Raw genomic sequence first — 23795 nt, forward strand, 5'->3', positions numbered from 1 at the left:
GCTTAGGGGACGGTATTGGTCTTGATGACATTCGCATACCAGAAGGCGGAATCGCGCGGTGTGCGCTTTTGGCCATGGTCGAAATCGACATGGACGATGCCGAAGCGCTGCGAATAGCCGGCCGCCCATTCGAAATTGTCCATCAGACTCCACAAATGATAGGCGCGCACGGGCACGCCATCGTCCATTGCATGCCGCAATTCCTTCAGATGTGTGCGCAGATAGGCAATGCGCTTTGCATCGTGGATGCGCCCATCGCTGCCGGGCGGCGTATTGTCGGCAATGCCATTTTCGGTGATCTCGATCGGAATGGAACCCGTCAGCTGCTGCATCCGCTTGAGGATCTGGCGGATCCCCGGGGGATCGATGTCCCACCCAAAATCCGATTTACCGATCGAGCGCGGTGACCAGGCCCATTCAGCCCGCGTGTTGAGGTTGGGAATGCCATTGCCCTTCGGCTCGTCCCACACGCGCCAGCCGCTGTAATAATTGATGCCGACGAAATCGAGCGGCACCTTCAACCGCGCCTCGTCGCCGGGCTGCCAGCCCAGCAGTTCGGCCTGTCGATCAGCGGGTAGCAGCTCCGGATAGGTCCCCGTCAGCGTCGCCTGCAAGTACCAAAGATTGATCATCTTATCCCATCGCGCGGCAGCCGCCTTGTCGGCGTCGCTGTCGGTCGCCGGGAAGCAGTTGGCGCAATCATAAGCGCTGCCGACCTGCACTATGGGGTTCACCGCCTTCAGCGCATGAAAGGCATTGGCGTTGGCAATGTTGGCGACATGCGTTGCCTTCAGGAAAGCAAGCGGGTCCTTGCGCCCAGGGGCCATTCCCCCATCCCAATAGCCGGCCTGCGTGAAGGTTTTGACTTCGTTCAACACGCTCCAGGCGGTTACGCGGTCGGCCAGGGCTTCGGCCATGATTTGCGCATAATCGGTCATGCGATCGGCGGTATCGCGGTTCGGCCACCCCCCCGCATCTTCCAGCGCCTGCGGCAGATCCCAATGATACAGCGTGGGGAAGGGGCGGATCCCCGCGTCGAGCAGACCGTCCACCAGGCGCTTGTAATAATCGAGGCCGGCGGGATTGGCCGGCCCACGTCCGCTGGGTTGGATGCGTGGCCAGGCGATCGAGAAGCGGTAACTTTCGATACCCAGCTGCTTCATGAGGGCAATGTCATCGCGCCAGCGATGGAAACTGTCGTCGGCGACGTCGCCGGTATCGCCGTTCCTGGTCTTGCCGGGGGTATGGGAGAAGGTATCCCAGATCGATGGACCACGTCCGCCCTCACGCGCGCCGCCTTCGATCTGATAGGCGGCGGTCGCGACGCCCCATTGAAAATTCTGGGGAAAAGCCACTGGGGCGCTGTCTGTCGCCGCGCGCAGCATCGTCGACGGACCGGATACCGCCAGCCCGGTACCGAGGGCCCACCCCGACTTCAGGATATCCCGCCGCTTCATCCGACTCTCCATTGTCATTCATGTCAACGATGTCAGTCGACGCGATAACGCTAAATCCCGGCGAAATAAACAGGGACGTCGCGCGGCCGGAGAGTGAATCGGCTAGGGCCGATCGGGCGCCGGTGCCTCCACCGCGTTGGTCGGCTTGCTGCCCCAAAGCGCATAGAACAACACGTAAAGTTCGCAGGCCGCGGTCAGCAGGAAGGACCATTGCAGCCCATAATCGTCGGCCAGACGCCCCTGCACGATCACCAGGGCGCCTCCGGCAATGGCCATGATCAGCAGCCCCGATCCCTCTTCGGTGAGCGGGCCCAGACCGCGAATGCCGAGCGTGAAGATCGTCGGAAACATGATGGAGTGGAACAGCCCAACCAGGATAAGCGACCACATGGCGACCGGGCCGTGGGCAAACACCGTGATGATCATCACGATGAAAGCACCGATCGAGAAGAGCGCAAGCAGTGTTTCGGCGCGGACTTTCTGCATGATCGCCGAACCAACGAAGCGGCCCACCATCATCCCGCCCCACAGCAGCGTCAGATAGCGGCCGGCATATTCGGGGGTTACGTTCGCGATGTCCGGCTGACTCACGAAATTCACAAACAGATTGGCGACGCCGATCTCTGCGATCAGGTAGATGAAAATCGCGGGAATGCCGAAGACGAGGTTGCGGTGCCGCCAGAGCGAGTGGTTCTTGCGGTCCTCCTTGGCGACGCGGTTCGTGGCGGTGCCCATGGCAGGCAGCGGGAAGCGCGCGATGACGAAGGCGAGCAGAACGAGCACCACTGCCACCAGCAGATAAGGCAGCACGACGGAATGGGCATCGGCGAGCCGCTCAGCGGGCGTCAGCACGCGACCCTGGCTCGTGCCGCCAACGGAGCGACCCAGAATGAGATAAGCGCCAAATAGCGGAGCGAGCATCGTGCCCGCGGAGTTGAGCGCTTGTACCAGGTTAAGGCGTGAGGATGCGGTCTCCGCCGGGCCGACCACTGCCACATAGGGATTGGCGGCCACCTGAAGGAGCGTGATGCCGCTCGCGATGACGAACAGCATAACCAGCGTCACGCAATAGGCGACCGGAGGCAGCATCGTTCCGCTCGCCAGGACCAACGGCCGCACCACGGAAGGATCGAAGGATGGCAAGCTGGCGGACAGCACCATTCCAAGCGCGCCGGCAGCCATGATCCCCAACCCCACGACCAGCGATTTTTGATAGCCAATCCGCTCGATCAGCTTCGCGGACGGGATCGACGCGAAGAAATAGGCAATGAACCAGACGCTCTCGATCAGCGTCGTCTGGGTGTAGGTCAGCTCAAACACGCTCCGCAGATGCGGGAGCAGGGTGTTGTTGATGACCGTTATGAAGCCCCACATGAAGAAGAGGGTGGCCAGCAGAACGAGGGTGGGGCCATAGGATGCAGAGCTTGGCGGGGTGCCGAGGGGTCGGGGGGTCAAACCAGCCGGACCGGCCATACATCATCCTCTCGTAATATCGGCAAACAGCCAATCGGGATCATTCCCTTTTAATTTTGTCTGAGTATAAATCGGCGGCAAGGCCGTCAATGGTGCGACCTGCTGGAGAGTGTCTAACCGTCACGTCGACATTCCGATACGCTGTCGTCACGACAGCCGGAATGCCGCCTTCCGTCCTTCTTCGTCAGCGCGCGCTGAACCCTTCCGAAAGTAAAAGCATGACCGACCGCCGCCCGTCCGAGGGCACCAAGCTCCGCTCCCGCGCCTGGTTCGACAATCCCGACAATATCGACATGACCGCCCTTTACCTGGAGCGGTATCTCAATTTCGGGTTGAGCCTGGAGGAACTTCAGTCGGGCAAGCCGATCATCGGCATCGCCCAGACGGGGTCGGATCTTTCCCCGTGCAACCGTCACCACCTCGTGCTTGCCGAACGGATCCGCGAGGGCATTCGCGAAGCTGGAGGGATCGCGCTGGAATTCCCCGTTCATCCAATCCAGGAAACCGGCAAGCGCCCGACCGCCGGCCTCGATCGCAATCTGGCATATCTTGGCCTGGTCGAGGCATTGTATGGCTATCCGATCGACGGCGTTGTCCTGACGACCGGTTGCGACAAGACCACGCCGGCGCTGCTGATGGCGGCTGCGACGGTGAACCTTCCCGCCATCGCGCTGTCCGTCGGGCCGATGCTCAACGGCTGGTTTAAGGGCGAGCGGACCGGATCGGGGACGATCGTATGGAAGGCACGTGAGTTGCTGGCCACCGGAGAGATTGATGCGCAGGGCTTTATCAAGCTTGTCGCGTCGTCGGCGCCCTCGACCGGCTTCTGCAACACGATGGGTACCGCCAGCACGATGAACTCGCTGGCGGAGGCGCTGGGGATGATGCTGCCGGGCACGGCCGCTATTCCGGCGCCTTACCGCGACCGGCAGGAATCGGCCTATCATACGGGCAAGCGCATCGTGGAGATGGTGGCAGAGGATCTCAAGCCGTCCGACATCATGACCCGCGAGGCATTTTTGAATGCCATCGTCGTGAACAGCGCGATCGGCGGTTCGACCAACGCTCCCATCCACCTCCAGGCAATCGCCCGCCACGTCGGCGCAGAGCTGACGCTGAACGACTGGCAGGAACATGGTCATAAAATTCCGTTGCTCGTCAATCTGCAGCCTGCGGGCGAATATCTTGGCGAGGATTATTATCGGGCGGGCTCGGTTCCGGCGGTCGTCGCCGAACTGATGAAGCAGGGGCTGATCCACGAACAGGCCGTCACCGTGAACGGCCGCACGATCGGGGACAATTGCCGGGACGCCACGATCGAGGATGAGCGCGTGATCCGCCGCTTCGAGGATCCGTTGCTCGCCGAGGCAGGCTTCATCGTCCTCACCGGCAACCTGTTCGATGCCGCGATCATGAAGACCAGCGTGATCAGTCCGGAATTCCGCGCGCGCTATCTATCCAACCCCGACGATCCCGAAGCGTTCGAAGGTCCGGCGGTCGTGTTCGACGGGCCGGAAGACTATCATCATCGGATCGACGATCCCGCCACCGGCATCACGACCGATACGGTTCTGTTCATGCGCGGCGCCGGGCCGATTGGCTATCCGGGCGCGGCGGAGGTCGTGAACATGCGTCCGCCCGCTTATCTGATCGAGGAAGGTGTTCACGCCTTGCCCTGCATCGGCGACGGGCGGCAGTCGGGGACCAGCGGATCGCCGTCCATCCTCAATGCGTCGCCCGAAGCGGCCGCGATGGGGGGCCTTGCTCTCCTCAAGACGGGCGATCGCGTGCGGATCGACCTCGGCAAAGGCCGGGCGGACGTGCTCATCGAGGCGTCGGAGCTCCAGGCGCGTCGCGCGGCGCTGGAAGCTGTGGGCGGTTATGCCTATCCCGCCTCGCAGACGCCCTGGCAGGAAATCCAGCGCGCTCTGGTCGGTCAGATGAATGAGGGTGCGATCCTCGAGGGCAGCGAGAAATATCAGCGTATCGCCCAGACACGGGGCCTTCCGCGCGACAACCATTAAGGCGGCGAGGGGTGGCGGCGCGCCTCCGTCACCCCGTTCATCCGCAAATCTGCCTCGATCCCCATCCGCTTTCAGCTCGCGTCGTCTTGGGGACGCCGGCGGTCAGTCCTCGAACGCTTCCACCTCTTGTCGCTGCCCGCGCAGATAGGCGTCGGCGACATGACGTAACGGGCTGAGATCGACGTCGCTCCGGCCCGTCTGCACAAGCTGCGCAAAATGATCATAGAGGCCGCGATATTCGGCTTCCGGAGGCAGGGACTGCGCGACGCCGTCGATCGTCAGCTCGCTGCCGCCTTTGCTCAGCACAAGCTTGCCCGCATCGGTTTCGATCCGAACGTCCCACGTCTGCGGGCCAGTCTGGCGCCAATCGAACTCCGCGCGGATCGGCGCACCGTCGACGGTGACGAAATCGAGGTCGGCGGCAATCGGCGCGGCGCGATTGGCGGGAAAGGCGAGAATGCCCTGCCGCAAATAGAAGTCAGGCAGGATCCGTGTCGCTACCGACAAGGCGTTGATGCCGGGATCGAACACACCCATGCCACCGGCCTCCCAAATCCAGGCCTGCCCGGGATGCCAATGGCGAACATCTTCCTTCCACTCGATCTCGACGCGCTGGATGGTTCGGTTTTGCAACCACAGCCGGGCCGCCTCGACACCGGAGGCGTAACGCGAATGCCAGCTTGCGAACAATGTGACGCCGTGGCGTTGCGCGATCCGCTTGAGCGCTTCGACCTCGCTTAGGGTCGCCCCAGGCGGCTTCTCCAGAAACACATGCTTGCCCGCTTCCAGCGCCTGCCGGGCCGCGTCAAAGCGCACCTGCGGTGGCTGGCAAAGCGCGATCGCGTCCGGTGCATCCTCGCTGGCAAGCAACTGCTCGATCGTCTCGAAACTCGCACAGCCATCCAGCGACTGGTTGCGGCTGGCGATCGCGACCAACTCGAAATCCGGCGAGGCGCGCAAAACGGGGACATGCTGATCCTGCGCAATCTTGCCGAGGCCGACCAGACCGATGCGAATGACCATGTCAGAGCGCCTTCACGGCGATGGCGACAAGCGCCTCTACGGCAATCGGATTGCGCACCGGCAATGTGAAGGGAGCGGCCTCGATCTCGAAAACGTCACCTTCCTGCGTCGTGACCCCTCCGCTGAAGGACAAGGTGGCCGTGCCGAAGAAGTGGACATGAATGTCGCCCGGACGGCGAAACAGTCCATATTTGAAGTGGTGATGCTCCAGGTTCGCGATGCTGTGCGACATGTTCGCCTCCCCAGACAGGAACGGCTTTTCCCAGATGGTCTGGCCATCGCGGATGATGCGACTGGTGCCGCGCACGTCGTCCGGCAGCTCTCCGACCAGCAATTCGGGGCCCAGCGCGGCATTGCGCAATTTGGAATGGGCCAACCAGAGATAATTGCCACGCTCGGTCACGTGATCCGAAAATTCGTTTGCAAGCGCGAAGCCGAGCCGAACTGGTGTGCCATCGTCACCGATCAGATAAATACCGGCAATTTCAGGTTCTTCGCCTGCGTCCAACGCAAAGGATGGCGACAATAATGGTGCGCCGGGCGCGACCAGCATCGATCCGTCGCCTTTGTAGAACCATTCCGGTTGTACGCCTGGGTCGCCGTTCTGCGGCTTGCCGCCCTCGACCCCCATCAGGAACATCTTCATGGAGTCCGTCGGTGCCGGGTTTTCCACAGCGCTGCGATGCATCTTGTCACGGCCTTCCGCCGATCCAAGGTGGGTCAACCCCGTTCCGGTGAGCAGCAGGTGAGCCGTGTCGTCATGATCGATCGGCGACAACAGCGTGACGGCGCTCAGATCGAGCACGCTCCCGCTGTCATGTGCCGTGATCCGATCCTTCAGCTTGATCCCCGCGGCAATTGCCGCTTTGGCCAGTTGGCGCACGGACGCGACGCCTTCAAGCACGCGTGGTGGCGCGCCATCGACGATGACGGCCACGCCACGACGACCTTCACGATCCTGAAATTGTACCAGCGAAAGGGGCACTCAGCTCTCCATGTCATCGGTCGCGATGCTGACCACTAGTCCGACATAAGCGCCTATCAGCCGTTCAAGAGCGCCGCAACCGACCATGGAGGCATGTCTCCACGATGGCGGTGGAGGCACCGTATGGATCATTCCGCGCGCAGCATTCGCGCCGCCGCCAGAGCGCGCTCCCGGGCTTCGCGATGCCCTATGAGCTTGGCGGGATAGCCATTAATTGGCCCGGGATCATGGATCAGCGGATTAGGCACATCCGCCAGTTCGGGCACCCAGCGTCGGATATAGTCGCCCGCCTCGAATTTTTCGCTCTGCGTCAGCGGCGCCATGATCCGGCTGAACATGTTGGCATCCACGCCCGTGCCAGCGATCCACTGCCAATTGACGCTGTTATTGCCATAGTCGGCATCCACCAACGCATCCCAGAACCAATCCCATCCGGGCCGCCAGTCGATCAGGAGATGCTTGATCAGGAAAGAGGAGGTGATCATCCGCACCCGATTATGCATCCATCCGGTCGTCCATAGCTGGCGCATGCCGGCATCCACGATTGGATAACCGGTCAGGCCGTGCTGCCAGGCACGCAAATCCGCGTCCGCCTGCTTGCCCGTACGCCATTTGAGCGCGTCATATTTGCGGTTGCCGTTGACGCGAGCATAATCGGGCAGCGCGACCGTCACCCCCTGGGTGAAATCGCGCCAGGCCAGTTCCTTACGGAATTTTTCCGATGCGGCATGGCCGTCGACGCCATGCCACACGGTCGCGGCGGAAATCTCGCCGAAATGCAAGTGGGGCGAAAGGCGGGACGTCCCTTCCTCGGCTGGCAGGTTCCGCTCGACCTCGTAACTGTCCACATGATCTGCGAACTCTTGAAGCTTACGCTTTGCCTCGGCCGATCCGGGCGCCATGTCGAACCCGCGCGCCCAGTTCGGTTTGGTCGGCAGCAGTTTCCAGTCTTCGAGGCGATCCGAATTGGGCCAGTGTGCCGGCGGATTCAGGCGCCGCGGCGGCGGCAATGGCGCGGGCGGCGGCATATACTGCTGCAAGGCGCGCCAGAAAGCCGAATACATGCGGAACGGCTGCCCGGCACCTGTCACGACGTCACGGAGCGGCGCGAGCGTGTTGCCATCATGCAGCGTCAACCGGTCGGCCAGCGCGGCTTCGGCTTCCCGCCACCACGGTTCGGCATGGCGCAAGGCGTGGATGCGCGTGGCGCCAGTTTCCTTGAGCAGGCCCGCCAGCACGACATCCGCCCGCCCACGTCGCAAGATCAGCCGCGAACCCACTTCCTTCAAATCTTTGGTCAAGCTGATGAGAGAGCCATGCAGCCACCAACGCTGTGCGGCCCCGATACGATAGGCCGGGTCCGGCGTCTCATCGTCCAGGATATAGACCGGAATGACGGCACCTTCGGCCGCCGCGGCGACGAAAGCAGGCTGATCGGACAGCCGAAGATCCTGGCGCAGCCAGACGAGAGAGACATTGGTCAAGGCATGCTCCTAGCGCCCGTAAGACCGGGGCAAACGCACGAACCAGGAACCGGGCACCATCCTCTGAGGCACGAATAAAGTGGCCGAGCTTGCGTACGACGCGCGCGATTGCCGCACGTCCTCGTCAACCTTTGGGCAGTGGGTCGATCACCAGCAGCAGTCGGATCTCGCCGGTATCGGCGATGGGCGGGGATCGGTGCAGGATACGAGGCATAGGCATCCAGATTCGACCCTTGAAAATCGAAACGTCGCCCGCCTGCATATGGCGCGGCGGGCCTAATGTAGCGTCCTGTACGGCCCACTCGGTTCCCCGCCCGCAATAGGTCGTGATCAGGCGCGCGCGCACATAATCCGCGTGGAATTTCCAGCAGGAATTGCCGGTGACGCATTCCAACCGGATCTCGACATCGTCGACTTCCATGACCGCAGCGAAGCGCTCGGCCAAATGCGTGATGTCGGTAACGATCGGCTGATACCATGCGGGCTTCGGGCTTTGCGCCAGCGCAGCCTCCAACGCGGACGCCACCGCCGTGACGCTGGTTTCGATCCGAAGCGATGCAAAGTCTTGCAGATCCGCAGCGACGATCGGCACCGGCGCCGGCCGCGACCATATGCTGAGCGCCACACCAGGAGCTGCGATGGTAGCGAGGCTCTCGGGATCGCTCCCAATGGTCACGGGAGCCTCGGCGAGGCCCGGCAATACGGCGTGATGGTCATTGCGAATTTTTGTCGCTTGCATGGATCTTTCTCGTACGTAATGATATATTGTATCATCGAGGATGCAAAGGTGTTTGGCAAGATGCAGGATCAGATCGCGATCGCAAAAGACGGGGGGCCGGTCGACTGGCTTGAGCGCGGGGCGGTGGGCGCCTCATTCCTCTGCCTCGTCCATTGCCTGGCCCTGCCATTCCTGATTGCGGCGTTGCCCACGCTGGCAACCATGCTGCCCGTCTCGGAGCGTTTCCACGTCTGGGTGTTGGTCTTTGCCGTTCCGGCAGCGATGATCGCGTTATGGAGCGGCCGCAGTCAGCACGGAGCGACCGGTCCCCTCCTGACAGGCATTGCCGGTCTGGTCCTGCTGTTACTTGGTGCGACCGTGCTCGGCGAGACGCGGTGGGAGACCGCCGTCACAGTCGCAGGCAGTCTCATCCTGGCGCTGGCACATGTCCGGAATTGGCGAATGCGGCGTTCCCTGCCGTGCGTCTAACATCGACGGCTGCGGGAACCTGACAGAGCGGCTCTGCGCCGCCCCGCCTATCCGCCCGAAAGACGCTTAGCGAACTGCGTTCTGATCAGCCTGTCCTCCAGGATCCGCCCGATCAGATAGAGCAACGCGAACAGCCCGGCGAAGACATAAGCCGCTGTGGGCGACGGCTTCTTGCCATGCTCGGCGCCGTCATCCTTCTTTTTCGGCTTTTCCGGTGGGGGCGCGCCCAGCGCGACATCGATCGGGTTCATCGGAACGACTGCCGGTTTCGGCGCGGGCGTCTTCGCAGTCGAAGCCGCGTGCGCCGGCGGCTTTTCCCACTCCCCAATTGCAATCGTTAGCTGGGCGAATGCCAGAAACAGGAGCGGCGCGAGAAAGCAGAACAACATGATCCGGCTTGTGAGATCATAGCGCAACACCGGTCCTGATGGTCCGGCCTCGATCTGCAGGATGCCATCGTCGAAGACTGACATCTTGTCTTGCGCCGCTGCATCCCTCTTGCGGAAGGTCAGTTGGTCGCTCGTCCGTTCATGGCTGGTGCCTGTCTGACGGAAGAGGGGGGCAAGCCTGTCGAACGCAGCCTCGCCGGATTGGCCGGGTGCTAGCGGAAGGCTGCCTCGAACGTGCCAGATCCAGTCGATGAAGCGCAGGTTCATGCCAATTTTTTCCGGACTCGGGCGCGCGGCCGCCATGGGAGCAAAGGCCCAGGGCGAGCTGTTTGTCTGACTGCTGTTCTGCGGCGGTGGGGTCAGGAGGGGAGGGGATGCGGGCGCTCGGACGCCGTTCATTCTGCCGGCACCGCTGCGGGCGTGTGGCCGAACCGCTCCTTCAATGCCTTCCAGCCTTCGGTGAACGGGAAGGTCATTTGTTCACGGATCGACATACGGCGCCCGCCCTCCATGCCGAGCAGTTCGGCCTCGCCATCGACACAGGTGCCAAACATGCGATCGATGAAGATGTAGGATCCGGAGAAGTTGCTGCGGGACGCCTCGAAATCCTGCGAATGATGGACGCTGTGATGTTCGGTCGTGTTGAACAGGAAGCGCCACCACCGGGGCGAATTGAAGCGTACGTTGACATGTTGATAGGTGCCGATCGCCATCCCGACGGCGCCGGCGATCAGGAAGGCACGGGGCACGAAATCGAAGAAGCCGCCAATACCGAGGCCGATCAGGAACAGCTCGACGGGATTGCCCACGGCACCCTTATTGATGTTCAGCTGCGTGATGTAATGATGCACCGAGTGCGGCAGCCAGAGCGGGTACCAATTGTGCATCCCGCGATGCATCCAATATTGCCCGAAATCAAAGATGAAGGAGATCAGGAACGCCTGCAGGAGCAGCGGTAGGCCGGTGAACCAGGTGAACTTCTCGGCGTTGAAATGGTGCTGGATTGCCTCGATCAGAACATCGCTGCCAAGATGGCTCTCAACGATGCGCAATATCGTGTAGCCGAGCCCGACGTAGAACAGGTCGGTGATGAATTCCTTCCAGGTCAGCCGCCAGCTGTCGAAACGCGGGTTCACCCATTCGAGGCACAGGAGCAGAACCTTGAAGCCGATGCCGATGCCGATTGCGGTAGAGGCTTTGGCGATCGAATTTGGCGCATAATACCAGAAGGCGATCAGCGCGAACAACACGGCCGGCTGGAACCAGGTGAAAATGAACTGTTTCACCGGACCGCCTTCGACGCGCGGCACATTCTCCCAGCCGATCACGACCGGTGACTGGGCTCCGATCACCCGTTTTCCCACGCGAACGCCTGCCATTCTGTCCCCGCTCTGCCGATCACGCGTGATCGGATATCTCCGAGCGCGGCACAGCGACATACGTCATCAAACGTATGTCATTTCGACGCAGGCCTCGGCGAGGCGGGCGGGGGCGGTGTCCGCTCCGGACTAGGGTAGTCGACGACTTGGCTCTAGTGCGAAGACCGAGAGCGGCAGATGAATTTACTGCGCTGAACGCCGCGCGGCGTCCTTACCCGCCATGCGAGCCAAAGCCGGTCGGGCCGTCGATCACCTGGCGCACCTTCGTCGCCAAGTCGCTGCGCTTGTACGGCTTCTGGATCAACTCGAATTCCGCACCGCGCGCATCAACACGTTCGATCGAAGATTCCGCATAGCCCGTGGTCAACAACACCCGCATCTGGGGTCGGCGTCGTTTGACCTCCCGGGCGAGCACGACGCCGTTCATTCCGCCCGGCATGATCAGATCGCTGAACAGCAGATCGATGTGCCCGGCACCGTCCAGAAGTGCCAGCGCTTCATCGGCATTGTCAGCGCGCAACACTGTGTAGCCAAATTCGGTCAAGACGGTTTCGGCATAATCGCCGACATCGAGCTGATCCTCGACGACCAGAATGGTTTCGGTCCCGCGCTTGTCCGCCAGGGACCGCACCTTTCGGCCGCCTACGGGTTCGGCTTCGGCATTCTCGCATGGAAAGAGCATTCGGGCGGTCGTGCCATGACCTTCTTCTGAATAGAGACGCAGCGAACCGCCGGACTGTTTCATGAAGCCGTAGACCATGGATAGGCCAAGGCCGGTCCCCTTGCCTTGATCCTTCGTCGTAAAAAAGGGCTCGGTCACGCGCTTGAGCACGTCAGGCGACATACCAATGCCTTCGTCGCTGATCGTCACCGCGACGTAATTCCCCGGCGCCAGTTCGCCAAAGCCCTGATCGCCCGCCTCGATCAGGCGATTCTTTACCTCGATCTCGATCGTGCCGCCATCCGGCATGGCGTCGCGCGCATTCAGCAGGATGTTGATGATCGCCAATTCCGCCTGCGTCGGATCGATTCGAACGTTGCAGGTCGTTTCCCGGTGAAGGATCCTGACCTTGACCAAACCGCCGGCCGTACGTTCGATCAGTGGCTGAAGTTCGTCGATCAGGTCGGCCAGATTGACCACGCGGCCCTGCAGCTTTTGCCGGCGTGAAAATGCGAGCAATTGTTGGGTGAGGGTAGCGCCGCGTTCGGCGGCTTGCAGGACCGCGTTTATCGAACGCGCCGCCTTCTTGCGATCGAAGTCGCCATCCCCCTCGATCTGGTTACGCAGGACGTCGCTGAAGCCCTGAATGACGGTCAGCAGGTTATTGAAATCGTGCGCCACCCCGCCGGTCAGCTGACCGACAGCCTCCATCTTCTGCGCTTGCCGTAGACCTTCTTCGGCATCGCGGCGGCGGGTGACGTCCAACTGCGATGCGAAAAAATAGATGAGCTTGTTGTCGGAATCGAAGACCGGGGAGATGAACAGCGCATTCCAGAACGCCGCACCATTCTTTTTGTAATTCAGGATTTCGACCGAGGTTTCCCGCTTCTGCTCGATTGCGCGACGCACCTCCGCAATCGTGTCCTGATCGGTGTCCTCGCCTTGCAGCAGGCGGCAATTCTTCCCGATCAACTCATCCAAGCTATAGCCGGTCATGCTGAGGAATGCGGGATTGGCGAACACGATCGGGTTGTCGCGGCGATTGGGGTCGGTGACGATCATCGGCATACGTGTCGTCTTCACCGCGGCGAAGAAGATGGTGTTGCTATCGTCCGTCATGTCATGATTGGCACCGCCGGCAAGGTGGGGCGGTTGGGCGCCACGGAGGCGTTCAGCGGTTTCGTCAGCCATGATAGTCCGGTGCTAGAGGAGGAATGCCCCCCAAGCGGCGGCCATCGACCAGAAACCGCTTTTTATCGGGCAGGTTCCAAATTCATCCGCGTGAATGGCGCGCCCGGCAGGATTCGAACCTGCGACCACAGGCTTAGAAGGCATGTGCTCTATCCAGCTGAGCTACGGGCGCCCGCAGGCGGCGTTAGAGCCAGATCGGCAGCGGTGGAAGCGCTTTGCGCGGCAAATGATGGCATAAAGCCGCCGATGCGGCGCATCTTGGTGTAAGGTGTCATTTGCATAGCCCGCGAACCGGGTTAGTCGACCGGCATGAACGGAGCTGGGGAAGGGCGGCCGGTTGCGGTCGATGCGGGCGCGCTCACGGGGCGTTCCTTCCGCTATTTCGATTTCGTGATGGCAGCGTTCGTCACGATCCTCCTCCTTTCCAACATCATCGGTGCGGGCAAGCGATCGGTGATCGATCTGCCGCTCATCGGGCCATGGCCGTTTGGCGCCGGCATTCTTTTCTTTCCCGTTTCCTATGTGATCGGCGACGTCCTGACGGAGGTCTATGGTTATGGCCGAGCGCGTCGCTGCGTCTGGGCCGGCTTTGCGGCCTTGCTGTTCATGGTGATCATGAGCGTGGTGGTGGTTGCGCTGCCACCGGACGCCGGTTGGACCGGGCAGGCCGCCTATGAAGCTGTATTCGGTCAGGCCTGGCGGATCGCGCTCGCCTCGCTTTGCGCTTTCTGGGCAGGCGAGTTCGCCAACAGCTTCGTGCTCGCCAAGATGAAGGTGATGACGCGCGGCCGCTGGCTGTGGACGCGCACGATCGGCTCGACCATTGTCGGAGAGGGCGTCGACAGCCTGATCTTCTATCCGCTCGCATTCCTCGGCGCGGCCGGCTGGACTGGTCATCAGGTTGTGATCGTTCTGCTGACGCAGTGGGCACTGAAGGTGACGTGGGAAGTGGTGCTCACGCCCCTTACCTATATCGTCGTCGGGTTCCTCAAACGCCGCGAGGGCGTGGACGTCTATGACGACGGGACGAATTTTTCCCCCTTCCGGGCACAGGTCTAGCCGAAATCTGCCCTTGGCGGTCCGCCCGTAGACAGGATGGCCGAAGCGGAACGCGCTTAGGCGACGGCTTCCAGCAAGCCCTCGAACAGGCGCCGACCATCGCTGCCGCCATGTTCCGGCCCGATCATCCGTTCCGGATGCGGCATCATGCCAATGACATTTCCGGCGCCGTTGACGATGCCCGCGATGCCGCGCACCGATCCGTTCACCGCCTCCGCATAGCGAAAGGCGACGCGCCCTTCGCCCTCGAGACGATCGAGCGTCTCGCCATCCGCGAAATAATTGCCATCATGGTGGGCCACAGGGATGGTGATCTGTTCGCCTGCATCATAGCGGTTGGTGAAGATCGACTGGTTATTCTCCACGGTAAGTGCAACCGGGCGACAGACGAACGACAGTCCGGCATTCCGCATCAGTGCACCCGGCAGCAGCCCGGCCTCCGTCAGAATCTGGAAGCCGTTGCATACACCCAGCACCGGCACGCCACGTTCGGCCGCCTGCACGACCGCGTTCATCACGGGCGAACGCGCCGCCATCGCACCGGAGCGCAGATAGTCACCGTAGGAAAAGCCGCCCGGAACCGCGATCAGGTCGATCCCGTCGGGCAATTCGGTCTCGCGATGCCACAACATGGTCGGCGCGCTACCGGCAATCTCCTCGATCGCTACCGCCAGATCCCGGTCGCAATTGGATCCGGGGAATACGATCACTGCCGATTTCATCGCTTCAGCCTCGTTCGATCCGGTAATTCTCGATCACGGTGTTGGCGAGCAGCTTGCGGCACATGGCGTCGAGATCGGCGTCGCTCACGCCCTCGCCATGTTCCAGCTCGATATATTTGCCTTGGCGGACATCGTCCACGCCGGTGAAGCCGAGCCCCTCCAGCGCGTGGTGAATGGCCTTGCCCTGCGGGTCGAGAACGCCGGTTTTCAGCGTTACATAGATGCGCGTCTTCATGGTCCAGTGCCCCTCCACCACCATGCGCGCGTGGTCAACCCACTGCGAATAATTATCGCGTCGCAGGATCGATCTCAGCTGTATTGATGGAGACAGGAACGGTATCCGCATTATCAATTATGCAGCGTTCAAAAAATACCTCGCACACGGCCCACTTGGTGCTATGATGATTGCATCGAGAGCGGAGCCCTTGCCGTTAGGAATTGATCCGCTGAACGGAATGACCGCGGCGACGGTGGCGTCGCGTCCTTGAGTGGAGATGCAGGCAATGCGAACTGGGATTCGGGCAGGTTTCGCTTTGGTTGGGCTGGCCGTATCGGCACAGGCCGCCACGCCGCCAAAGGCAACAGCCGGGAACCTGTCTGCCTATGTCGGCAAATATCCGTACGACGTCGTCGGCGGCTATCGTTTCTTCGATAATCCAAAGGTCAAGGCCGCGGTTGCGAAGGCGATTGGCAAGGCACGAATTCAGACCACCATCCGTGCGGAGGAGGGGGCGGTGAACGTTCCGATTGTCCGCGTCGGCAAAGGCCGGATCCTTGCCTGGGGTGGCGCAAAGCGCGCCGAGGACGTGCATAACTGGGCGGTCGTGATCTCCCCGGATGGGTCCAAGCCGGAAGTCTGCGTCTACGAAGGCCTTGGCGCCGAGAATGATACGCCCTCGTCCCGGTGGTTCGAGCCTGGCGAGCCAAGCATCTTCAAATTGGGCACATGCCCGTCATCGGCCGAGGACTATCCACCGCACGCCATTGCGGTCGGATAGGCGCGAACCCCGATAGCTGGAGGCGTAGCGGCGTCAGCGCCCGTCGATCACCATGCGCGCCCGATCCAGCCGCTGGGCGTAAGCATCCAGGACAGCAGCCGTCCGGAGCGCATAGAGATTGGCATCGTCGAAGCGCCGGTCTTCGATCGCCTCGCGCACGCCCGGCAACGTCTTGGCGCCATAGCCGGTAAGCCGGCCCGGCGCGTAGATCATATGCCTGTACCAGGGCCGGCCGGGCAGGCCGCGATCGTCCAGCAACAACTGGTCGATGTCGCGCAACAACAGGTTGAGCTTCGCACGGCGCGCCGGATCGAGCGTCTGGCCCTTCGCGGCATAGGCCGCATCATAGATACGCGCGGCCGTCTTCAGGCGATCGACCGCGTTCGCCAGCCCGGCCAGCTCGATATGCGGCGTCGCTACCTCGGGAACGGGCGCGCCGACCGGCCTGAGCGGATCACCTGCGAGACCGAAGGCACCGTCCTTGCCGAGCACGTCCAGCTTGCGATCCTGCTCGCGCCGCCCGTCGGCAAGCTTGCCCACCTCGTCCAGATACACAGCCACCGCCTCGGCAAAGTCGCCGAACCGCATCGTCGGCGTGTCCGCATCGGCGATGCGCAGCACCGCGCGGCCCGCGACCTTCGACAAGGCAGCACCATATTTCAGGCCGGGATCGTCGAACGTCGTGAAGTGATGGAAGCTGTCATAAAGCGAGTGATAGACCCCGCCGCTCTGATCCTCACCGCCGAAGCCCAAGTCGAGCACCGGCAGGCCCAGATGTTGCAGATAGGCGGAGTAATCCGATCCGGAGCCGAGCGCGCCGATCGGCAAATCGCCACCGCTCTCCGCCGCTGCAAGCGCCCGTGGATCGGTCTTGTCGCCGTCATAGGCCCCTACGCGGATTCCCGCCCGCGCGCGCTGCGCCACGGTCGCGCCCGTCTCCGGATCGGTGACGTCGGCCATCACCTGGTTGACCAGGGATTGGAAGTCATGGCTGCCGCCGGCATTGAGGAAGCCGCGCCCGTTGCCGTCGGAGTTGATGTAGATGACGGCCTTGCGCTTCAGCTCCTCGCCATGCTGCTCGGCCCATTCGGTCGAGCCGAGCAGGCCTGGTTCCTCGCCATCCCAGCTGGCGTAGACGATCGTCCGCTGCGGTCGCCACCCTTGCTTCAGCAGCCCGCCGATAGCCTTGGCTTCGGACAACATGGCCACATTGCCGGATAGCGGATCGGCGGCCCCCATAACCCACCCGTCATGGTGATTGCCGCGGATCACCCACTGATCGGGCAAAGTCGCGCCCTTGATCGTGGCAATCACGTTATAGACGGGCTTCAGTGACCAGTCGGACTTGACCGCGAGCCGCACCTTCGTGCCGCCATCGCCGCCGATATGATAGGCAAATGGCAGGCCGCCCTGCCAGCCCTCCGGCACGTTGGGACCACCCAGCCGCGCGAGCAGCTTGGACGCATCGCCATAGGACATGGGTAATGCCGGGATATTCAGGATCGTTGGCGCGTCCGCGCGCGTGAGCCGCTTGGCATTCGCGGTCGCGCCGATGCCAGGCGTCAGCGGATCGCCGGGCGCGATCGGCATATCCATCACCGATCCGCGCTGGACCGCGAAGGGCGGCCGCATGCCGCCCTTGGGATAGACGTCATCGCGGCCATAGCCATCCTGCGCCGGATCCGAATAGATGATGCAGCCCGCCGCGCCATGCCATTGCGCGAGCAGCGGCTTCAGCCCACGCCAGCCGACGCCATAACGCGCGATCACGATCTTGCCCTTCACGTCGATCCCGCGCCGGGCGAGCGCCTTATAGTCATCCGGCAGGCCGAAATTGACGTAGACCAGGTCGGCGGTGACGTCGCCGTCGCCCTGATAGGCGACGTAGGGCGGCAGCGCGCCCGCAATGTTGGATGTGTCATCGCCCGCGACCGGTGGCTCCTGTCCGCCGAGCACAGCATGCTCCGGTCCGATCAACTCGACCGTGGTGGAAATCGGCGTGGGATAGAGGACCTGGAACGTCTCGATATGCGCATCCCAGCCCCATGACTTGAACAGGCCCAGCATGTAATCGGCATTAGCCTTATCGTGCGGCGATCCGACATGGTTGGGGGCGGACGACATCGTCTTCAGCCATTCAAGCTGATCGGCGGAGCTGACGCCGGCGTCGAATGCGCTTTCGATCGCCTGCTGATTTGCCGGTTTGGCGTTCGCGGCGATTGCCAACCCCAGCGCGGCTGCACCCGCCAACAACTTGCTCGAAATGCGCATCATGTCCCCCCTGAGCCAGGATGCGATGAGTGCGGCAGTCCTGGAAAGCTTGCAATGGGTAAGCCGTCCAATGCCGCGAGAGGAGGGGTGACGCTGGCACTTCAGGCCGCTAAACGCCCACGGATCATCGCCGAAGGAAGCCCAGATCCGCATGCCGACCCTAGTGCTCATCCGCCACGGCCAGTCCTCCTGGAACCTGGAAAATCGCTTCACCGGATGGTGGGATGTCAATCTCACCGAGCTTGGGATCGAAGAGGCCCGCGCCGCAGGAACGTTACTGGCCGAGAAGGGGCTCGACTTCGACCTGTGCTTCACAAGCTTGCAGACGCGGGCGATCAAGACGCTCAATATCGCGCTGGAGGCCATGGGGCGCCTCTGGCTGCCCGTCGAGAAAGACTGGCGACTGAACGAGCGCCATTATGGCGGTCTTACCGGCCTTAACAAAGCCGAGACGGCCGCGCTCCATGGTGACGATCAGGTCAAGGTCTGGCGGCGCTCGTTCGATATCCCGCCGCCGGTGCAGGACAAAGGCAGCGAATATGATCTGTCGGCCGATCGCCGGTACGCGGGGATCGACATCCCCAATACGGAGAGCCTGAAGGATACGATCGCTCGCGTGCTGCCTTATTGGGAAAGCCGGATCGCCCCGGAACTCAAGGCCGGCAAGCGGATCGTCATCTCGGCGCATGGCAATTCGCTGCGCGCGTTGGTCAAGCATCTCTCGCATATTTCCGATGACGATATTGCGAGCCTCGAAATCCCCACCGGGCAGCCGATCGTCTATGAGCTGGATGAGGATTTGACCGTGCTCGACCGATATTATCTGAGCGAGCGCTGAGCGTGAGCCGCCCTTTGATCGGGATCATCATGGGCAGTCGTTCTGATTGGGCGACGATGCGCCATGCTTCCGAAATGCTGGACACACTCGGGGTCGAGCACGAAACGAAGGTCGTCTCGGCGCATCGCACGCCACAGCGCCTTTACGATTATGCGCAGGGTGCCGCGGGACGGGGACTGAAGGTGCTGATCGCCGGTGCAGGCGGGGCTGCGCATCTGCCCGGCATGGCCGCGTCGATGACATCTTTGCCGGTGCTGGGCGTACCGGTGCGGTCCGAAGCCTTGTCGGGCCTCGATAGCCTGCTTTCGATCGTGCAGATGCCCGGCGGGGTGCCCGTGGGCACGCTGGCGATCGGCAAGGCCGGCGCTATCAACGCCGGGCTGCTCGCCGCACAGATCCTTGCTTTGGCCGATCCGGCGCTGGCGGGGCGGGTAACGGAATGGCGCGCGCGCCAGACCGATGCGGTGGACGAAGCCCCGGAATGAGTATCCCGCCCGGATCGACGATCGGCATCCTCGGGGGCGGCCAGCTTGGCCGGATGCTGGCCATCGCCGCCGCCAACCTGGGCTATCGCACGCATATCTATGCCCCGGGCATCAGCGGCCCGGCGAGCGAGGTATCATCGCGCTGGACGCACGGCACCTATGATGACGTGACGGCCGTCGCCGCCTTCGCGACCCAGGTCGATGTGGTTACGTACGAATTCGAGAATGTCGACGTCGCATCGCTGAAAGGGCTGCCTGGCGTGCGCCCCTGTGTCGGCGCGCTGGAAGTCGCGCAGGATCGTATCGCGGAAAAAAGCTTCGTTGAATCTGTCGGCGGGCGTCCGGCGTCCTTTTGGGCGGTTGAGGATCTGGCGAGCCTGAACGCTGCCGTGAAGGCGGTCGCGGCGCCGGCGATCCTCAAGACCCGCCGCTTCGGTTATGATGGCAAAGGCCAGGCGCGCATTCCCGATCTCGCCCGCGCCGAAGCGGCATGGTCGCTGATCGGAAAACAGCCGGCCGTCCTTGAAAAGATGATTGCGTTCGACGCCGAATTTTCGATCTTGCTCGCCCGCGGCCAGGACGGGAGCGTCGTGCACTGGCCGGCGGTGACGAACCAGCACAAAGACGGCATTCTCGATATTTCGTCCGTACCGCCGTCGGGAATTGTGGCCGAACAGGCCGGCGAGGCCGCCATGCTGGCAGAGCGTATCGCTGCCGCGCTGGACTATGTCGGGGTGCTGGCATGCGAATTCTTCGCCAGCGCTGATGGACCGATTTTCAACGAGATGGCGCCGCGCGTGCACAATTCGGGTCACTGGACGATCGAAGGATCGGTGACCTCACAATTCGAAAATCACATCCGCGCCATTTGCGGTCTGCCGCTCGGCTCGACCGCGCTGGTCGGTGCCGGCGCCGAGATGCGGAACCTTATCGGCAACGCCATCGATCAATGGCCGCAGATCCTGGCGGATCCACAGGCGCATCTGCATCTTTATGGTAAATCGGGAACGAAACCGGGCCGCAAGATGGGGCATGTCACCAAGGTCCGCTAGACGCCGCCCCGCCGGAGCGGCGCGCGCCTTTATCCGATCCGCGTGCCGGTGATCGGAAAACTGCCGAAAATGCCGGCCTTGACCTTGCCTTCCAGCACGTCACCGGTGACGGTGGCCCTGCAGGTCAACGTGACCGGCATCGGCTTCGACACATGCATCGTCCAGGCCAGCGTCTCCCCATCGACCGACCCATCATCGATATCCTTGCGACCGATGCCGCCCTCGGCCGAGCCGGAAAAGCTGTCGCCTGCGCTGACCACGGTCAGTATGAATTCCTGTGCCCCCATCGGGGTTTCCACGGTGCAGTTCCACTTGCCGTCAACATCGGCCATGCCAATCTCCTGATACGCTGCCCAATACGCGCGGCGCGCTATGCGGGGAGCAGCAAAAAGATCAAGAGGTGGCTTGTGTTGCCGAAATACAACACCATATCGCGGCGGAAAGGGAGGCTGAATTGAACCTCGAGAAATTTACCGAGCGTGCCAAGGGTTTTCTGCAGGCCGCGCAGACCGTTTCGATCCGCATGAGCCATCAGCGGATCGCCCCTGAACATCTGTTGAAGGCATTGCTCGAGGACGAGCAAGGCATGGCGTCCGGGCTGATCCGTGCCGCCGGCGGTGATGCGGCTGTTGCCCTACGCGCGACCGATGCGGCCCTCGCCAAGATCCCGGTCGTCTCGGGTGGCGGGGCACAGCAGACACCCGGTATCGATAACGATCTTGTGCGCATCCTCGATCAGGCGGAACAGATCGCGCAGAAGGCGGGAGATTCCTATGTCACCGTCGAGCGCATGCTGCTTGCATTGGCGCTGGCCAAGGCGTCCGCTGCCGGCAAGGCGCTGGCGGACGCAGGCGTGCAGCCCGAGGGATTGAACAGCGCGATCAATGCGCTGCGTGGCGGCCGGACCGCCGACACGGCGTCCGCCGAAGACCGCTATGACGCACTCAAGAAGTTCGCCCGCGATCTCACCGAAGCGGCGCGCGACGGCAAGTTGGACCCGGTTATCGGACGCGACGAAGAGATCCGGCGTACCATTCAGATCCTGGCGCGTCGCACGAAGAACAACCCCGTCCTGATCGGCGAACCTGGCACCGGAAAGACCGCGATCGCCGAAGGCCTCGCGCTGCGCATCGCCAATGGTGACGTGCCGGACGGGCTGAAGGACCGCAAGCTCATGGCGCTCGACATGGGCAGTCTGATCGCGGGCGCCAAATATCGCGGCGAGTTCGAAGAGCGTCTGAAGGGCGTTCTCGACGAGGTCAAGGGGGCCGAAGGGCATATCATCCTGTTCATCGACGAGATGCACACCTTGGTCGGCGCGGGCAAATCCGAAGGCGCGATGGACGCAGGCAATCTGCTGAAGCCCGCTTTGGCGCGCGGTGAACTGCATTGCATCGGCGCGACGACGCTCGATGAATATCGCAAATATGTCGAGAAAGATCCGGCGCTGCAGCGGCGCTTTCAGCCGGTGTTCGTCGGCGAACCCACGGTCGAGGATACGATCTCGATCCTGCGGGGGCTCAAGGAAAAATATGAGCTGCATCACGGCGTGCGTATCGCCGATGGCGCGCTGGTCGCGGCGGCGACCCTGTCCAACCGCTACATCACCGACCGTTTTCTGCCGGACAAGGCAATCGACCTGATGGACGAGGCCGCGTCGCGCCTGCGGATGGAAGTGGAGAGCAAGCCGGAGGAGATCGAAGGCCTCGACCGGCGCATCATCCGCCTCAAGATCGAGCGCGAGGCGCTATCGAAGGAGACCGACCAAGCCTCCAAGGATCGGCTCGCCACGCTGGAGCGGGATCTCGCCGAGCTTGAACAGCAATCGGCCGAGCTGACGACGCGCTGGCAAGGCGAAAAGGAGAAGATGAACGCCGAAACCAAGATCAAGGAGCAGCTCGATCAGGCGCGCACCGCGCTGGATCAGGCGCAACGGTCCGGTGATTTGGCCAAGGCGGGCGAGCTTTCCTACGGGACGATCCCGGCGCTCGAGCAGCAACTGGCGGAAGCACAGGGTGCTGCGAAGGGCGCCATGGTCCGCGAGGAAGTGACTGCGGAGGATATCGCAGGCGTGGTCGCCCGCTGGACCGGCATCCCGGTCGAGCGGATGCTGCAGGGCGAGCGTGAGAAGTTGCTCCGAATGGAGGCGGTGATCGGCGCCCGGGTGATCGGCCAGGCCGATGCGGTCGCGGCTGTCTCGCGCGCCGTACGCCGGGCCCGCGCGGGACTGCAGGATCCGAACCGTCCGCTCGGCTCGTTCCTGTTCCTGGGGCCGACGGGCGTCGGTAAGACCGAGCTCACCAAGGCTTTGGCGGGCTATCTGTTCGATGACGATAGCGCGATGGTGCGCATCGACATGAGCGAGTTCATGGAGAAGCACAGTGTTGCGCGGCTGATCGGCGCGCCTCCGGGCTATGTCGGCTATGAAGAGGGCGGCGTGTTGACCGAGGCGGTTCGCCGCCGGCCCTACCAGGTCGTGCTGTTCGACGAGGTCGAGAAGGCCCACAGTGACGTGTTCAACGTGTTGCTTCAGGTGCTGGACGATGGCCGGCTGACGGACGGGCAGGGGCGTACGGTCGACTTCACCAACACGCTCATCATCCTGACGTCGAACCTCGGCTCGCAATTCCTGGCCAATCTGCCTGAGGATGCCTCGACGGATGTGGTGGAGCCGCAGGTGATGGATGTGGTCCGGGCACACTTCCGGCCGGAATTTCTGAACCGTCTGGACGAGATCATCCTGTTCCATCGTCTGGGACAAGCCCATATGGGCCCGATCGTCGACATCCAGGTGGGGCGTGTTCAGAAGCTGCTGAACGACCGCAAGGTCACGTTGCAGCTGTCCGAGGGTGCGCGCGAATGGCTCGGCCGGGTCGGCTACGATCCCGTCTATGGCGCACGACCGCTGAAACGGGCGGTGCAGAAATATTTGCAGGATCCGTTGGCAGAAGAGATACTGCGGGGCGAGGTGCCCGACGGCTCGACCGTCGTGGTCGAGGATGGCGACGGCAAGCTGGTATTGAAACCGAGCTGACGCTGGCATCTCAAGCGCAGCGCAAACGAAAGGGGCGGTTCTTGCGAACCGCCCCTATTTTAT

At 62.5% G+C, this 23795-nt stretch carries 21 protein-coding genes and 1 tRNA gene; 8 read left to right on the forward strand and 14 right to left on the reverse strand.

The features are described 5' to 3' along the window. Positions 1-2 precede the first annotated feature (2 nt). Together ACSBM8_RS09220 and ACSBM8_RS09225 are read right to left on the reverse strand one after the other, a co-directional pair. Complete coding sequence (locus ACSBM8_RS09220; RefSeq protein WP_442681323.1) at positions 3-1457, reverse strand: GH1 family beta-glucosidase; 1455 nt, start codon at positions 1455-1457, stop codon at positions 3-5. A 102-nt stretch (positions 1458-1559) separates the two neighbouring features. Further along, positions 1560-2930, reverse strand: coding sequence for a sugar MFS transporter (locus tag ACSBM8_RS09225; protein ID WP_442681324.1), 1371 nt, complete (start codon positions 2928-2930; stop codon positions 1560-1562). Between the two features lie 218 nt (positions 2931-3148). On the opposite strand from ACSBM8_RS09225, the gene ACSBM8_RS09230 reads away from it, so the two are divergent. Next, complete coding sequence (locus tag ACSBM8_RS09230) at positions 3149-4954, forward strand: IlvD/Edd family dehydratase (RefSeq protein WP_442681325.1); 1806 nt, start codon at positions 3149-3151, stop codon at positions 4952-4954. A gap of 102 nt (positions 4955-5056) precedes the next feature. Here ACSBM8_RS09230 and ACSBM8_RS09235 read toward each other — a convergent pair whose 3' ends face one another. The 4 genes from ACSBM8_RS09235 to ACSBM8_RS09250 form a co-directional block, all read right to left on the reverse strand. After that, positions 5057-5977 (reverse strand): Gfo/Idh/MocA family protein, encoded by a 921-nt coding sequence (locus ACSBM8_RS09235; RefSeq protein WP_442681326.1) that lies wholly within the window; start codon positions 5975-5977, stop codon positions 5057-5059. 1 nt (position 5978) lies between these two features. Next, a complete protein-coding gene (gene araD1, locus ACSBM8_RS09240) occupies positions 5979-6962 on the reverse strand; it encodes an AraD1 family protein (protein WP_442681327.1) in 984 nt (327 codons plus the stop codon). A gap of 128 nt (positions 6963-7090) precedes the next feature. Next, complete coding sequence (locus ACSBM8_RS09245; protein WP_442681328.1) at positions 7091-8446, reverse strand: cryptochrome/photolyase family protein; 1356 nt, start codon at positions 8444-8446, stop codon at positions 7091-7093. A gap of 124 nt (positions 8447-8570) precedes the next feature. Next, complete coding sequence (locus tag ACSBM8_RS09250) at positions 8571-9122, reverse strand: DUF1826 domain-containing protein (RefSeq protein ID WP_442681329.1); 552 nt, start codon at positions 9120-9122, stop codon at positions 8571-8573. A gap of 111 nt (positions 9123-9233) precedes the next feature. On the opposite strand from ACSBM8_RS09250, the gene ACSBM8_RS09255 reads away from it, so the two are divergent. Beyond that, positions 9234-9653 (forward strand): MerC domain-containing protein, encoded by a 420-nt coding sequence (locus tag ACSBM8_RS09255; RefSeq protein ID WP_442681330.1) that lies wholly within the window; start codon positions 9234-9236, stop codon positions 9651-9653. A gap of 47 nt (positions 9654-9700) precedes the next feature. On the opposite strand, the gene ACSBM8_RS09260 is transcribed toward ACSBM8_RS09255, so the two are convergent. From ACSBM8_RS09260 to ACSBM8_RS09275, 4 genes are all read right to left on the reverse strand, one after another. Then, on the reverse strand, positions 9701-10309 hold the full coding sequence (locus tag ACSBM8_RS09260) for a hypothetical protein (protein WP_442681331.1): 609 nt from the start codon (positions 10307-10309) through the stop codon (positions 9701-9703). 128 nt (positions 10310-10437) lie between these two features. After that, on the reverse strand, positions 10438-11421 hold the full coding sequence (locus ACSBM8_RS09265) for a sterol desaturase family protein (RefSeq protein ID WP_442681332.1): 984 nt from the start codon (positions 11419-11421) through the stop codon (positions 10438-10440). Positions 11422-11632: 211 nt separating this feature from the next. Next, positions 11633-13273 carry a histidine kinase famiy protein gene (locus ACSBM8_RS09270; protein ID WP_442681333.1) on the reverse strand — a complete coding sequence of 547 codons (1641 nt, stop codon included), beginning with the start codon at positions 13271-13273 and terminating at the stop codon, positions 11633-11635. 95 nt (positions 13274-13368) lie between these two features. Further along, positions 13369-13445, reverse strand: a tRNA-Arg gene (locus ACSBM8_RS09275). A 137-nt stretch (positions 13446-13582) separates the two neighbouring features. On the opposite strand from ACSBM8_RS09275, the gene ACSBM8_RS09280 reads away from it, so the two are divergent. Further along, complete coding sequence (locus tag ACSBM8_RS09280) at positions 13583-14332, forward strand: queuosine precursor transporter (RefSeq protein WP_442681334.1); 750 nt, start codon at positions 13583-13585, stop codon at positions 14330-14332. Positions 14333-14388: 56 nt separating this feature from the next. Here ACSBM8_RS09280 and purQ read toward each other — a convergent pair whose 3' ends face one another. Next, on the reverse strand, positions 14389-15054 hold the full coding sequence (gene purQ / locus ACSBM8_RS09285; RefSeq protein WP_442681335.1) for a phosphoribosylformylglycinamidine synthase subunit PurQ: 666 nt from the start codon (positions 15052-15054) through the stop codon (positions 14389-14391). Positions 15055-15058: 4 nt separating this feature from the next. Next, the gene (purS, locus tag ACSBM8_RS09290; protein WP_442681336.1) at positions 15059-15289 is read right to left on the reverse strand and encodes a phosphoribosylformylglycinamidine synthase subunit PurS; all 231 of its coding nucleotides are present in this window, start codon (positions 15287-15289) and stop codon (positions 15059-15061) included. Between the two features lie 268 nt (positions 15290-15557). On the opposite strand from purS, the gene ACSBM8_RS09295 reads away from it, so the two are divergent. Beyond that, positions 15558-16052: a hypothetical protein gene (locus tag ACSBM8_RS09295; RefSeq protein ID WP_442681337.1), complete on the forward strand. Its 495-nt coding sequence runs from the start codon at positions 15558-15560 to the stop codon at positions 16050-16052. Between the two features lie 33 nt (positions 16053-16085). On the opposite strand, the gene ACSBM8_RS09300 is transcribed toward ACSBM8_RS09295, so the two are convergent. Further along, the gene (locus ACSBM8_RS09300) at positions 16086-18326 is read right to left on the reverse strand and encodes a transferrin receptor-like dimerization domain-containing protein (RefSeq protein ID WP_442681338.1); all 2241 of its coding nucleotides are present in this window, start codon (positions 18324-18326) and stop codon (positions 16086-16088) included. Between the two features lie 148 nt (positions 18327-18474). Between ACSBM8_RS09300 and gpmA the strand changes: the two genes are divergently transcribed. Genes gpmA through ACSBM8_RS09315 form a run of 3 tightly spaced genes read left to right on the forward strand, consistent with a single transcriptional unit; the run spans position 18475 to position 20698 of the window. After that, complete coding sequence (gpmA, locus tag ACSBM8_RS09305) at positions 18475-19161, forward strand: 2,3-diphosphoglycerate-dependent phosphoglycerate mutase (RefSeq protein ID WP_442681339.1); 687 nt, start codon at positions 18475-18477, stop codon at positions 19159-19161. A gap of 29 nt (positions 19162-19190) precedes the next feature. After that, a complete protein-coding gene (purE, locus tag ACSBM8_RS09310) occupies positions 19191-19646 on the forward strand; it encodes a 5-(carboxyamino)imidazole ribonucleotide mutase (RefSeq protein ID WP_442681340.1) in 456 nt (151 codons plus the stop codon). Next, positions 19643-20698 (forward strand): 5-(carboxyamino)imidazole ribonucleotide synthase, encoded by a 1056-nt coding sequence (locus tag ACSBM8_RS09315; protein ID WP_442681341.1) that lies wholly within the window; start codon positions 19643-19645, stop codon positions 20696-20698. Before purE ends, ACSBM8_RS09315 begins: the two co-directional genes overlap by 4 nt. A 29-nt stretch (positions 20699-20727) precedes the next feature. On the opposite strand, the gene ACSBM8_RS09320 is transcribed toward ACSBM8_RS09315, so the two are convergent. Further along, the gene (locus tag ACSBM8_RS09320; protein ID WP_442681342.1) at positions 20728-21030 is read right to left on the reverse strand and encodes a hypothetical protein; all 303 of its coding nucleotides are present in this window, start codon (positions 21028-21030) and stop codon (positions 20728-20730) included. Between the two features lie 122 nt (positions 21031-21152). Here ACSBM8_RS09320 and clpB point away from each other — a divergent pair, with 122 nt between their 5' ends. Then, positions 21153-23732 carry an ATP-dependent chaperone ClpB gene (clpB, locus tag ACSBM8_RS09325; RefSeq protein ID WP_442681343.1) on the forward strand — a complete coding sequence of 860 codons (2580 nt, stop codon included), beginning with the start codon at positions 21153-21155 and terminating at the stop codon, positions 23730-23732. Positions 23733-23795: the final 63 nt, after the last annotated feature.

The sequence above is a fragment of the Sphingomonas sp. ASY06-1R genome (assembly GCF_052180265.1).
GTDB lineage: Bacteria > Pseudomonadota > Alphaproteobacteria > Sphingomonadales > Sphingomonadaceae > Sphingomonas_I.